The sequence below is a fragment of the Nocardia pseudovaccinii NBRC 100343 genome (assembly GCF_001613225.1).
Taxonomy (GTDB): Bacteria; Actinomycetota; Actinomycetes; order Mycobacteriales; family Mycobacteriaceae; genus Nocardia; species Nocardia pseudovaccinii.
In genome coordinates, this window is the sequence record NZ_BDBY01000275.1 from 1 (window position 1) to 11,750 (window position 11,750).

Sequence of the window (11,750 nt, forward strand, 5' to 3'; positions counted from 1 at the left end):
TGGTGAGCGCTTATGTGCCGGGGCTGGTGAGCGCTCACGTGTAGGGCCGATAACAGCTCCGCGACCGGGCGAGCTGGCCGGTCTCTGCGGGGTCAAGGATTCAGATCGGCGCGGATCGGTGCGGGCGAGGCTCGGAGTGGTTCGGCCACTGCGGTCGGAGGAAAATCCGGTCGGGACGTGGTGACGCGGTTCTTGCAGAAACCGCGCCATTGCGGCGTGCTTACTTGCCAAGGGGAGCGGGGGCGGTGACGGTGGGGGAATGGAGTTGCCGGAGGATCTCGAGGCGTTGCTGGCCGAGTATGAGCGGCATTTGCGGCTCGGGCGGAATCGATCGGTGCATACGGCGCGGGCGTATGTGGGGGATGCGCGATCGTTGTTGGGACATTTGGTTGCGCGGTCGGCGGATTCGGCGGTGCGGGAACTGGATTTGGCGTTGTTGCGGTCGTGGTTGGCGGCGCAGTCGGCCGGTGGGGCGGCGCGGACAACCATGGCACGGCGGGCGTCTTCGGCGAGGACGTTCACCGCGTGGTTGACCGGTACCGGGCGGCTGTCGATCGATCCGGGATTGCGGCTCGGGTCGCCGAAGGCGCATCGGGTACTGCCTGCTGTACTCGGTGCGCAGCAAGCTGTCGCGGCTATGGATGCGGCGGAATCCGGTGCGGTGCAACGTGATCCGATGGCATTGCGAGATCGGCTGATCGTGGAGCTGCTGTACTCGACCGGCATTCGGGTGAGCGAGTTGTGCGGCCTGGATCTCGACGATATCGATCGCGAACGGCGGCTGGTCCGCGTCATAGGTAAGGGCAACAAGGAGCGCTCGGTGCCCTTCGGAGTTCCGGCCGACGAGGCGATCGCGAATTGGCTGCAATACGGCCGTCCCGCCCTCGCGACAGTCGATTCCGGCCGTGCGCTGTTGCTCGGCCGTCGCGGCAAACGACTCGACCAACGTCAGGCCAGAACGGTTGTCCACGAGGTCGTTTCGGCAATCCCGGGCGCACCCGATATAGGTCCGCACGGCCTGCGGCATTCGGCCGCAACCCATCTGCTCGAGGGCGGCGCGGACCTGCGCGTCGTACAAGAACTCCTCGGCCACGCCAGCATGGCGACCACTCAGCTCTACACCCACGTCTCCATCGAGCGACTGAAAAAGGTCCACGACCAAGCCCACCCCCGAGCCTGACGGCCTATGGAGCGGCGACCGAGGATCTGCGGCGCGATGGGGGAGGCCCGCGCTTGCGCGGCGGCCAGCCGTGTGCGAGTTCGAACTGCCCAGCAAACGACTCAGCCGCAATTCTGAAACGTGTTCTTGCTAATGAAAGTGCTGCGAAAAGCGTGAAATAATAGCTATTCTGACACGAGTTCTAGTTTGGAGGATTTGTGGAAGCCGCACGATTTGTCGACCACTCGGTGGTCGACGCATGCTGCATTGCTGTCTCGGGGTGGGGCCGATGAGTACGCATACCGTGCTGGGCAAGGAAGTGCAGATGCCGGTGCGGATTCGGCTCGCGCATGCCTTCATGGCGACCTACTCGGTACCGGCGGCGGCCGCGCAGCGGCTCCTCGACTACTCCGGCCTGGAGATTCTTCGGCTGCCGGGTGGTCGCGCCATGTGCACGCTTGTTTTCGTCGAGTACGTCGATGGCGACCTCGGACCGTACAACGAGTTCGGTGTCTCGTTCATGGTCCGGCACCACACCGCTGGGCCCGCCGGTACGCTCGGCGATCTGCGTGCTCTGTCCACGGGCGGCGCGGGCGTCTTCATTCATCGCCTCCCGGTCGACGGCGAATTCACCCTGGCCGCCGGGCGCGGCATCTGGGGCTTCCCCAAGGAGATCGCCGATTTCGACGCGCAGCACGACGCAAGCGTGCGACACGGCGTTTTGCACCAGAACGGGCAGCTGATCGTCGATCTCACCATCTGCCCCGGCCTCGCGGTCCCGCAACGCCGCACGGGCTCCTCCTTCGACGCGTACTCCCACATCGACGGCGTCACCCGCTGCACGCAGTGGCAGATGGAACCGTCCGGCATGCGCGCTCGCCCCGGCGGCGCCGAACTGTCCCTCGGCGAGCATGCCTGGGCCGACGAATTGCGCTCCCTCGGCTTACCCAAGCGCGCACTCATGGCCTCGACCGTTGATCGGCTCGCGATGACCTTCCAGGACGCCACACCCGTCTGACCGGGAGTGCGGCATCCGCGATGGTGATCTTCGTAGACGACGACAACGCCACTCGTTAACCTGACGTAGCGGAGCGTTCGCATGCGGCAGTCAACCGACCAGCGATGGAGAGGTGCCCGTGAATTCCGACGACCATGGTGCAGTCCGAGCCGAGGCGCCATGACACTCCCCAACCCCGCCGAGGAATCCGAGGAGGGGGAGGAGGAGGTCGATTACCGCTTCACCCTCGCCAACGAACGCACCTTCCTGGCCTGGATGCGCACCTCGCTCGGCCTGCTCGCGGGCGGTGTCGCGGTGCATACGCTGGTGCAGCCGGTGCGGATGTCGGGGTTGCGCCGGACGCTCGCGATGAGCTGCATCGTGCTCGCCGTGATCATCGCGGTCGGTGCGTATGGCCATTGGCGGCGCGTCGGTCGTGCCATGCGCAACGGTGAACCGCTACCCGACACCATCATGGTGCCGATTCTGTCGTGGGGTATCGCCGTCGTGTCGGTATTTGCCTGCGTGGTGGTGTTGTTCCGATGACCCCCAAGAGTCTGGCCGCCGAACGTACCGCATTGGCGTGGCGGCGTACGGCCATTGCCGCGATGGTCGTCGCAGCGCTTTTCGTCAATCATGCCGCGACCAACGGGTGGCGCGCCGTCGCCATCGCACCGACGGGGGCGGCGATCACCATGGCAGCCGTTGCGGCCCTGTCTTTTTCGCGCAATCGCGCCTTGCATCAGGGGCGCTTCGGCCACGGTGGGCGAGTCATTGCTGCGACGATGCTGGCGGTGCTGGCCGTCGCATGCGTCGCGGCCGCAATCGGGTTTACGGATCCACGGCCCTAATGCGTTGCGGGCCGGACATGTTCGGCTGACAAGCACAGGAGGACGGATATGAGCACAGCGACCGAGCCGAGCGAATTCATCGTCGCCGAGCAGCAACGAGCGGCGGCCGCATTGCCCACTGACACGGCCGATCTCGCGGATGCGGACCGCGGGTTCATCGCGGCACTCGAGCCCGGAGAGGTGCGTGCATCGGATGGAAAGGTGGTGTGGGACAACGACTCCTACGGCTTTCTGCAGGGAACCTGCCCGGCGTCGGTCAATCCGAGCCTGTGGCGGCAGTCCGGGCTGGTCGTCAAGCAGGGGCTGTACGAGGTCGCGGCGGGCATCTATCAGATCCGCGGGCTCGATCTGTCGAATATGACGCTGATCGAGGGAAGTGCCGGTGTGCTCGTGATCGATCCGCTGATCTCGGCGGAGACCGCCGCGGCGGGCTTGGCGCTGTATCGAGCGCACCGAGGCGATCGGCCGGTAACCGGGTTGATCTATACCCATTCGCACGCCGACCATTTCGGCGGTGCGATGGGTGTGACGACGGTCGACGAGGTTGCGTCGGGCCGCTGCCCGGTACTCGCACCTGCCGGATTCCTCGAACACGCGGTTGCCGAGAACATCTATGTGGGAACTGCGATGGGGCGCCGGTCTGCCTATATGTACGGCGCCGCGCTGCCGCGGGGGCCGAAGGGGCAGGTCGGGGCCGGACTCGGACAGACCACGTCGCTGGGCACGATCACCTTGATTCCGCCGACGGTGGACATCACCAGTACCGGTCAGGAAGTAACGGTCGACGGAATCCGGATCGTCTTCCAGCTCACCCCGGGCACCGAGGCGCCCGCCGAGATGAACTTCTACTTCCCCGACATGCGCGCGCTGTGTATGGCCGAGAACGCAACGCACACACTGCACAACCTGCTGACGCTGCGTGGCGCGCTGGTACGTGACCCGCATGTGTGGGCCAGATATTTGACCGAGTCGATCAATCTGTTCGCCCGCAATTCCGACGTGGTCTTCGCCTCCCATCACTGGCCGACCTGGGGTACCGAGCGGCTGGTGGAATATCTTTCGCTGCAACGGGATCTGTATGGCTACCTGCACGATCAGACGGTGCGCAGGCTCAATCAGGGTTATCTGGGCGGTGAGATCGCCGAGATGCTGGAGCTGCCACCGGCCATCGCCGACGCGTGGCATACGCACGGGTATTACGGCTCCGTCAGCCACAATGTCAAGGCCATCTACCAGCGCTACATGGGGTGGTTCGACGGCAATCCGGCGCATCTGTGGGAGCATCCGCCGGTCGAATCCGCCAGGCGTCATGTGGAATTCATGGGTGGTGTCGACGAGGTGCTGCGTAAGGCGCAAACCGCTTATGACGCCGGGGATTACCGGTGGGTCGCGCAGGTGGTCAACTATGTCGTCTTCGCCGATCCAGCCAATGAGGCGGCGAAAACGTTGCAGGCCAACACCTTCGAGCAGCTCGGCTATGGTGCGGAGAACGCCACCTGGCGCAACTTCTATCTCAGCGGAGCCTATGAGCTGCGCAACGGCTCGTTCGGCACGCCGACGACGACGAATGCGCCCACGATGCTCGACGCGCTGACCATCGAGCAGATCTTCGATGCGATCGCGCTGCGTATCGATGGACCGAAGGCGTGGAATCTGCGCGTGGTGATCGACTGGCACATCACCGACGAAAAACGCACCTACCGCCTCGAACTGCGCAACGGCCTGATGGTCCACTACGACAAGCCCAACGGCGCCGACTTACCCGATCCGGACGCCGCTTTCACCTTGACGAGGTCGATCCTGATTCGAGCCTTGTTGGCAGGGGAGAATCTCGGCGCACTGGTCGCCGCGGGCGATATCGCCATTGCCGGAGATCCCAGCGGGCTGAACGCGGTGGTCGGTGTGATCGACGCGCCGGATCCCGACTTCGCCATCGTCACCCCGTGAGATAGCGCTTGCGGGCCGCTCGGCCAAATCACTCGACCCGTGAGGTCCCGGCGCGTACGGTCGGCGACCATGTCCACCGAAGCCATCGACAACTCCGTACCTCTGCGTGCGCGCCTGCGCACTGCGCTGTCCGCCGCGATGAAGACCCGCGATCGCAGCGCGATCTCCGGTCTGCGCTCTGCGCTCGGTGCCATCGATAACGCCGAAGCCATCGACACTGGGCACATCAAGGCCGGAGCCGTCGAGAGCAGCGCGGTCGGACTCGGCGCCGCCGAAGCTCGCCGACGCGATCTCACCGAGGCCGATATCGAACAGATCGTCCGCACCGAAATCGCCGACCGGCAGCAGGCGGCTGCCGAATACGACACCCTCGGACGCTCCGATCACGGTGACCTGTTGCGCGCCGAAGCTGCCGCACTCGAGGCACAGCTCTAGGTGCCCGAGGCCGTGTGCGCTTGTATGAGCCGAGTTGGTGACGCGACGCCTGGATGGCCGTCGAGCACATCATTGCCGCATGTTTTCGGTGTTGTCGTCATCCGGACAAGTGCGCTGAATTAGGCTGCCCTGCAGCGGAATCCGGTGGCCTGACCTGGGCGTTGTGCGGATCCTAGGCGGAGGTCGGGAGCGTGTCTATGTACTTTCCGGCGATGATGTGCTGGATGGCTCGCACCACCGGTCCGCCGAGCCGGACGTACCAGGCCCCGGGGCGGGAGAAGGCGGTGACCAGGCCGTAGACTGCGTCATCGGTGGGGTCGTATTCGACAGCGAACAGTTCCTCGCCGATCTCGGGATGTCCGGGCAGCGTGCCGTATGCAAAGCCGCGCCGGTCGGTTTCGTCGAGGACGTAGACGACCCGGCACGGTGCGGTGATGCTGACCGGACCGACGCCCAACCGCACGGTCAGCCGCGTCCCCGGCTCTGCGGTCGGTGTGTCGGCCTCCCGAAAGATGGCGGTGCCCTTCTGCATTCGATACGTCAGGATCTCCGCACCCGCGCGCTCGAACAGCGCCCGCCCGGACCCGATGCGGCGGCGCAGCCGAAACCGGTGATAGCCCGCAGGCAGCACCTCCCTCGTCGCGCCGACCTCGGCATAGGTGAACGGCGGATCTCCGAACGCATATCCCATAACCCGATCCTCGCGCCCAAACCGTCACTGTGGAAGGGCATCCTCCGAAGCTGCTGCTCGGCACTGAATTCATGTCACCGGCTTCAGTCGCAGGGGAGTCGGGTGCAGTAGTCCGAGCGGATCGATGTACTCACGTCGGCTGTGGCCGCTTGCTTCTCGTCTCGCACCCCAATGCAGGCACGCCGCCGCCACGCAACCCACGTGTCCCGCCTCCAAAGCGCCGATTCGCGTTCCACGACCCACTCGCATGCCCACCGAAACCTCTGCTTGCACCGGCTCGTACGTGGTTCGCAGCCCGCCGAGGTGATCGATCGAGACGACGGGTTTGCCTGCGACCTTTCCTGCGAACACCACGATTCCGTCTCCGGCCGCGAGGACCGCCTGCCCATTCGCACCTGCTAGATCAACCCCGCGATGTCCGGGTAGCCAGTCCTGCGCAGGGTTGTCGAATTGCCGCTCGACCGCAGGCCGTGGTTGCAGCGGCCAGCTGAACTCCCCGTGCGGAGCAGCCGAAACCGACTGCTCCGCAACGAGTCCCAGCAGCGCGATGCCCCCGAGCGCGATCGAAACCAGCCGCCGCCCATGCGGGCCGCCGATTCTGCTGAGGCGGGTCATCCGAGATCAGCGCGACAGCGGGAGCGGAGCCCGCTGAACCAGATCCAGCAGCCGCGACAGCAGATCGCTGAAGACCCGCGGCAACGCGCTCGCCGACCCGGTGCCAGCCCCACGTGCAATATCGGCGGCGAGTGGCGTCGCACCCTCCGCAGAGGCCGGTGTCTGCGCCCCGTCGGCCGAACGCAGGTCGGATGCAGTGTCCACCCGGAGCATGTCGGGTGCAATGCCCACGCGAAGTGCGTCGGGCGCCATATCGACACGGAAAGCGTCCGGCGCGACGTTCACGCGCTGTGCATCGGACGCGACGTTCACCAGTGGCTCGGAGGCGACATTTCCGCGGAGTCCGTCGGAAGAGATGTTCACGCGCAATGCATCCGGCGCGACATTCACCCGGAGCCCATTCGGCGCGATGTTTACGTGAACAGCATTTGGCGCGATGTCCAGGTGCAGTGCGTCGGGCGCGACATATACGCCCCACGCACCTGGTGCGATATTCACGCGGGCTGCGCCGAGCGCGATGTTCACGTGGGGTGCATCCGCCGCGACTCGCGCATCCAGCACACCAGGCGCGAAATTCACAACGAGCGGCGCAGCACGAAGCGGATCCGGCATCCGCGACGACCCGCCGCCCGCCGAACAGGCCGAACCCGTGCACTCCCCGAACACGACTTCCGATCCAGGGAAACCGCCATCCGGCGCAGCGGTTGCCGCAGGTCCCCACGGCAGCGCCACCGGAGCCCTGCCATCGGGTGGTGCTGCCGAAACCGGCTGTGCCAGAGCCAGTGACAGCAGGAACAGCGGTGGGATGAGCATGGTCATCGAGATAGCTATGCGATTCATGTTTCAAGCGTCGGCCGCGTACGACACCCGCAGTACCCTCGCTTCGGCGAGTGTGGACAACTTACTCGGTTGTGGAGATGGCCCGTTTCGACCCATGACAGGGCGATTTAGGAACTCGCCCACTCAGCCCGTAGACTGGTCGAGCGGTCTGTGCCTGCACGGACCGACTTCGCGCGCCACCCCGTGCTTGTTCGTAACGGCGCTGTTCGAACCGGAGCTCGACTTCGTGAATCGGCAGCGCATGCGAAGCAGGGAATCATCGGCTGGTCCTGATCCTCGCGATCGGGTCCGATGATTCGGAGGCGCCAGGGCGGTGGATCACCGATTCGCCGCGACAACCGGCAACGAAAGAGAGATACGGCACCATGGCTGTCGTAACAATGAAGCAGCTGCTCGACAGCGGCGCACACTTCGGACACCAGACTCGGCGCTGGAACCCGAAGATGAAGCGGTTCATCTTCACCGACCGCAACGGCATCTACATCATCGACCTGCAGCAGACGCTGACCTACATCGACAAGGCCTACGAGTTCGTCAAGGAGACCGTCGCCCACGGTGGCACCGTTCTCTTCGTCGGCACCAAGAAGCAGGCCCAGGAGTCGATCGCGGCCGAGGCGACTCGCGTCGGGATGCCCTACGTCAACCAGCGTTGGCTGGGTGGCATGCTCACCAACTTCTCCACCGTGCACAAGCGCCTGCAGCGCCTCAAGGAGCTCGAGGCGATGGAGCAGACCGGTGGCTTCGAGGGTCGCACCAAGAAGGAAATCCTCATGCTCACGCGTGAGATGAACAAGCTGGAGCGCACCCTCGGCGGTATCCGCGATATGGCCAAGGTGCCTTCGGCCATCTGGGTCGTCGACACCAACAAGGAGCACATCGCCGTCGGCGAGGCGCGCAAGCTGAACATCCCGGTCATCGCGATCCTGGACACCAACTGCGATCCCGACCTGGTCGACTACCCGATCCCGGGTAACGACGACGCGATCCGTTCCGCCGCTCTGCTGACCAAGGTCGTCGCCTCCGCGGTGGCCGAGGGCGTGCAGGCGCGGGCCGGCATCTCCTCCGGTGACGAGAAGCCGGAAGCCGGTGCGGGCGAGCCGCTCGCCGAGTGGGAGCAGGAGCTGCTCGCGCAGGCCGCCCCCGCCGCGACCGAGGCCGAGGCTGCCGCCGAGGCCCCCGCCACCCCGGCCGACGCCTGATCGTCGCAGTGTTCGATGGCGATGGCGCGGGGGCTTGCGTGGTTACGCAAGCTACCGCCCGCCTCGTCGCCGTCATCGCGCAGCGTCTGTTCACCTTGCCGACCTCTCCTGCATAGGAGCGGTCGGCAAGGTGGTGTTACCACCCGAAACAACACACAGGAGGATCGCCACCCATGGCGACATACACCGCCGCTGACGTGAAGCGGCTGCGGGAGCTCACCGGCTCCGGGATGATGGACTGCAAGAACGCGCTGGTCGAGACCGACGGCGATTTCGACAAGGCCGTCGAGGTGCTGCGCATCAAGGGTGCCAAGGATGTCGGCAAGCGCGCCGAGCGCGCCACCGCCGAGGGTCTGGTCGTCGCCAAGGACGGCGTGCTGATCGAGATCAACTCCGAGACCGACTTCGTCGCCAAGAACGACGAGTTCCAGGGCCTCGCCGACAAGATCGTGACCGCCGCCGCGGCTGCCAAGCCCGCCGACCTGGACACGCTGAAGGCGCTGAAGCTGGACAGTCAGACCGTCGAGGAGGCGCTGCAGGCGCTCGCCGCCAAGATCGGCGAGAAGCTCGAGCTGCGTCGTGTCGTCGCCTTCGACGGCCCGGTCGCCGTCTACCTGCACAAGCGTGCCACCGACCTGCCGCCCGCCGTCGGCGTGCTGGTCGAGTACCAGGGCGAGGGTGACGCCGCTGCCGACGCCGCGCGTGCGGTCGGCATGCAGGTCGCCGCGCTCAAGGCCAAGTACCTGACCCGCGAGGATGTGCCGGCCGACGTGGTGGAGAACGAGCGCCGCATCGCCGAGCAGACCGCCAAGGAAGAGGGCAAGCCCGAGGCCGCGCTGCCGAAGATCACCGAGGGCCGCGTCAACGGCTTCTTCAAGGACGTCGTCCTGCTGGAGCAGGCGTCGGTCACCGATTCGAAGAAGACCGTCAAGGCGCTGCTGGACGAGGCCGGTGTCACCGTGACCCGCTTCGCCCGCTTCGAGGTCGGCCAGGCCTGATAACGCCCGCGAAACCCCTCGTGCTCCGGATACGGTGTACGAGGGGTTTCGGCTGTCCGGACGCCGGCCGTTCATCCGCAATTCCCGAGCCTGACCGGGCGAGTTCGTTGCGTCCGAGGGGGTCTTCTACCCACATCGAATCCGAGTAGGGCAGGATAAGGGCGCTCCGTATTGAGCCTCCGCGTTGCCATCCGGCCCACGTGCTGTGTCGACAGACCGAAATCTATCGCCGAAGGAGACGAACACCCATGACGGACCCCGGGACCGACCGCCCAGGATATCGCCGGGTGCTCCTCAAATTGGGCGGGGAGATGTTCGGCGGTGGCAAGGTCGGGCTCGACCCCGATGTGGTGCAGACGGTCGCCGAGCAGATTGCCGAGGTGGTGTCCAGCGGCGTACAGGTCGCCGTGGTGATCGGCGGCGGCAACTTCTTCCGCGGCGCCGAACTCGAGGAGCGCGGTATGGAACGCGCCCGCTCGGACTATATGGGCATGCTCGGCACCGTGATGAACAGCCTTGCGCTGCAAGACTTTTTGCAGCAGCAGGGCATCGACACCCGGGTGCAGACCGCGATCACCATGGGGCAGGTCGCCGAGCCGTATCTGCCGCTGCGCGCCAAGCGCCACCTGGAGAAGGGCCGCGTTGTCATCTTCGGCGCGGGCATGGGCATGCCCTACTTCTCCACCGACACCACCGCCGCCCAGCGCGCGCTGGAGATCGGCGCCGATGTGGTGCTGATGGCCAAGGCCGTCGATGGGGTCTTCACCGCGGATCCCCGGGTCGACCAGAGCGCGACCATGTACACCGAGATCACGCATAAAGAGGTCATCGAGCGTGACCTGAAGGTCGCCGACGCGACGGCCTTCAGCCTGTGTATGGACAACCAGATGCCCATCCTGGTGTTCAATTTGTTGACGAAGGGCAATATCGCCCGTGCGGTCGCCGGTGAGAAGATCGGCACATTGGTTCGGTCCTGACCCCGCGCCCGCGGATCATGACGATGACGACGCTGTGGAGGAAACGGTCGTGATTGAAGAAGCGCTCTTCGACGCCGAGGAGAAGATGGAGAAGGCCGTCTCGGTGGCGAAGGACGACCTCGGGTCCATCCGTACCGGTCGGGCGAATCCGGGCATGTTCCAACGGATCGTCATCGACTACTACGGTTCGCCGACACCGATTACCCAGGTGTCGAGCATTACCGTGCCCGAGCCGCGGATGGTGGTGATCAAGCCGTACGAGCAGTCGACGCTCGGCGCGATCGAAACCGCGATCCGCAACTCGGATCTCGGTGTCAACCCCACCAACAACGGTGACATCATTCGGATCTCGGTCCCGCAGCTCACCGAGGAGCGGCGCCGTGAACTGGCCAAGCAGGCCAAGGGCAAGGGCGAGGACGCCAAGGTCTCGATTCGGAATGTCCGTCGCAAGGCCATGGACGAACTGTCGCGGATCCAGAAGGATGGCGAGGCGGGTGAGGACGAGGTCGGGCGCGCCGAAAAGGAGCTCGACAAGACCACCGCGAAATATGTCGGCCAGGTCGATGAACTGGTCAAGCACAAGGAAGCTGAACTGCTCGAGGTCTGAGGTCCGAGGCCGGATCTTTCGGGCCCGCCCGGGCGGGGGACGAACGGAACGACGAGTTGAGCGACGGGACAATCGTGGCCGAGAACGCCGCCGCGACCGGTGCGGCCGAGGAGCCGAGGCCGGCCAACGGCACTGTTGATGCGACGGACGGGCGCGCGGTCGATGCCGCGATTCCCGAAGCCGCACCTCCCGAACCCGTGCACACCGACTCGACGTCCGAGGCCGAACGTCGGGGATCCTCGGCGCCGGTGGCCTCGACCGGTCGGTCCGCGACTCCGGGTGATGCGACTGTCGCACCCTCGGGACCGGCGACATCCGGATCCGCGACCGATGGTGTCGCGACAGTCGGCCCCGCAGCATTCGGCTCGCCGACCGATGGCCCCGCGACTGATGAACCTGCGACTCCGGTACCTGCGACCGATGAGCCTTCGACC

The 11,750-nt window shown here is 65.6% G+C and carries 13 protein-coding genes and 1 pseudogene; 11 read left to right on the plus strand and 3 right to left on the minus strand.

Annotated features, from left to right (window positions below):
* Positions 1 to 259 precede the first annotated feature (259 nt).
* From NP3_RS33805 to NP3_RS33830, 6 genes are all read left to right on the plus strand, one after another.
* On the plus strand, positions 260 to 1,180 hold the full coding sequence (locus NP3_RS33805; protein WP_063045810.1) for a tyrosine recombinase XerC: 921 nt from the start codon (positions 260 to 262) through the stop codon (positions 1,178 to 1,180).
* 268 nt (positions 1,181 to 1,448) lie between these two features.
* Entirely contained in the window at positions 1,449 to 2,177 is a 729-nt protein-coding gene (locus tag NP3_RS33810; RefSeq protein WP_063045811.1) for an acetoacetate decarboxylase family protein, read from the plus strand.
* A 159-nt stretch (positions 2,178 to 2,336) separates the two neighbouring features.
* A complete protein-coding gene (locus tag NP3_RS33815) occupies positions 2,337 to 2,702 on the plus strand; it encodes a YidH family protein (protein WP_063045812.1) in 366 nt (121 codons plus the stop codon).
* Positions 2,699 to 3,007 carry a DUF202 domain-containing protein gene (locus NP3_RS33820; RefSeq protein ID WP_063045813.1) on the plus strand — a complete coding sequence of 103 codons (309 nt, stop codon included), beginning with the start codon at positions 2,699 to 2,701 and terminating at the stop codon, positions 3,005 to 3,007. Before NP3_RS33815 ends, NP3_RS33820 begins: the two co-directional genes overlap by 4 nt.
* Positions 3,008 to 3,055: 48 nt before the next feature.
* On the plus strand, positions 3,056 to 4,954 hold the full coding sequence (locus NP3_RS33825; protein ID WP_063045814.1) for an alkyl/aryl-sulfatase: 1,899 nt from the start codon (positions 3,056 to 3,058) through the stop codon (positions 4,952 to 4,954).
* A gap of 69 nt (positions 4,955 to 5,023) precedes the next feature.
* Positions 5,024 to 5,389: a GatB/YqeY domain-containing protein gene (locus NP3_RS33830; RefSeq protein ID WP_063045815.1), complete on the plus strand. Its 366-nt coding sequence runs from the start codon at positions 5,024 to 5,026 to the stop codon at positions 5,387 to 5,389.
* 172 nt (positions 5,390 to 5,561) lie between these two features.
* Here NP3_RS33830 and NP3_RS33835 read toward each other — a convergent pair whose 3' ends face one another.
* The 3 genes from NP3_RS33835 to NP3_RS33845 form a co-directional block, all read right to left on the minus strand.
* The gene (locus tag NP3_RS33835) at positions 5,562 to 6,080 is read right to left on the minus strand and encodes a DUF1990 domain-containing protein (RefSeq protein WP_063045816.1); all 519 of its coding nucleotides are present in this window, start codon (positions 6,078 to 6,080) and stop codon (positions 5,562 to 5,564) included.
* Positions 6,081 to 6,149: 69 nt separating this feature from the next.
* On the minus strand, positions 6,150 to 6,695 hold the full coding sequence (locus NP3_RS33840; RefSeq protein WP_084509379.1) for a M23 family metallopeptidase: 546 nt from the start codon (positions 6,693 to 6,695) through the stop codon (positions 6,150 to 6,152).
* A gap of 6 nt (positions 6,696 to 6,701) precedes the next feature.
* Positions 6,702 to 7,535 (minus strand): hypothetical protein, encoded by an 834-nt coding sequence (locus NP3_RS33845; protein WP_157124730.1) that lies wholly within the window; start codon positions 7,533 to 7,535, stop codon positions 6,702 to 6,704.
* Between the two features lie 365 nt (positions 7,536 to 7,900).
* Between NP3_RS33845 and rpsB the strand changes: the two genes are divergently transcribed.
* From rpsB to NP3_RS50005, 5 genes and pseudogenes are all read left to right on the plus strand, one after another.
* Positions 7,901 to 8,734: a 30S ribosomal protein S2 gene (gene rpsB / locus NP3_RS33850; protein ID WP_063045818.1), complete on the plus strand. Its 834-nt coding sequence runs from the start codon at positions 7,901 to 7,903 to the stop codon at positions 8,732 to 8,734.
* A gap of 173 nt (positions 8,735 to 8,907) precedes the next feature.
* Positions 8,908 to 9,732 carry a translation elongation factor Ts gene (gene tsf / locus NP3_RS33855; protein WP_063045819.1) on the plus strand — a complete coding sequence of 275 codons (825 nt, stop codon included), beginning with the start codon at positions 8,908 to 8,910 and terminating at the stop codon, positions 9,730 to 9,732.
* A 248-nt stretch (positions 9,733 to 9,980) separates the two neighbouring features.
* Positions 9,981 to 10,709 (plus strand): UMP kinase, encoded by a 729-nt coding sequence (pyrH, locus tag NP3_RS33860; protein ID WP_063045820.1) that lies wholly within the window; start codon positions 9,981 to 9,983, stop codon positions 10,707 to 10,709.
* A gap of 49 nt (positions 10,710 to 10,758) precedes the next feature.
* Positions 10,759 to 11,316, plus strand: coding sequence for a ribosome recycling factor (frr, locus tag NP3_RS33865; protein WP_040693344.1), 558 nt, complete (start codon positions 10,759 to 10,761; stop codon positions 11,314 to 11,316).
* A 56-nt stretch (positions 11,317 to 11,372) separates the two neighbouring features.
* Positions 11,373 to 11,750: pseudogene (locus NP3_RS50005) on the plus strand (hypothetical protein); the annotation flags it as partial.

Excerpts from the sequence above, each read along its gene's own strand:
- NP3_RS33835 (WP_063045816.1), bottom strand. The coding sequence starts at position 6,080 with ATGGGATATGCGTTCGGAGATCCGCCGTTCACCTATGCCGAGGTCGGC.
- NP3_RS33830 (WP_063045815.1), top strand. The coding sequence starts at position 5,024 with ATGTCCACCGAAGCCATCGACAACTCCGTACCTCTGCGTGCGCGCCTG.
- NP3_RS33825 (WP_063045814.1), top strand. The coding sequence starts at position 3,056 with ATGAGCACAGCGACCGAGCCGAGCGAATTCATCGTCGCCGAGCAGCAA.
- NP3_RS33810 (WP_063045811.1), top strand. The coding sequence starts at position 1,449 with ATGAGTACGCATACCGTGCTGGGCAAGGAAGTGCAGATGCCGGTGCGG.
- NP3_RS33805 (WP_063045810.1), top strand. The coding sequence starts at position 260 with ATGGAGTTGCCGGAGGATCTCGAGGCGTTGCTGGCCGAGTATGAGCGG.
- rpsB (WP_063045818.1), top strand. The coding sequence starts at position 7,901 with ATGGCTGTCGTAACAATGAAGCAGCTGCTCGACAGCGGCGCACACTTC.
- tsf (WP_063045819.1), top strand. The coding sequence starts at position 8,908 with ATGGCGACATACACCGCCGCTGACGTGAAGCGGCTGCGGGAGCTCACC.
- NP3_RS33815 (WP_063045812.1), top strand. The coding sequence starts at position 2,337 with ATGACACTCCCCAACCCCGCCGAGGAATCCGAGGAGGGGGAGGAGGAG.
- NP3_RS33840 (WP_084509379.1), bottom strand. The coding sequence starts at position 6,695 with ATGACCCGCCTCAGCAGAATCGGCGGCCCGCATGGGCGGCGGCTGGTT.
- NP3_RS33845 (WP_157124730.1), bottom strand. The coding sequence starts at position 7,535 with ATGAATCGCATAGCTATCTCGATGACCATGCTCATCCCACCGCTGTTC.
- pyrH (WP_063045820.1), top strand. The coding sequence starts at position 9,981 with ATGACGGACCCCGGGACCGACCGCCCAGGATATCGCCGGGTGCTCCTC.
- NP3_RS33820 (WP_063045813.1), top strand. The coding sequence starts at position 2,699 with ATGACCCCCAAGAGTCTGGCCGCCGAACGTACCGCATTGGCGTGGCGG.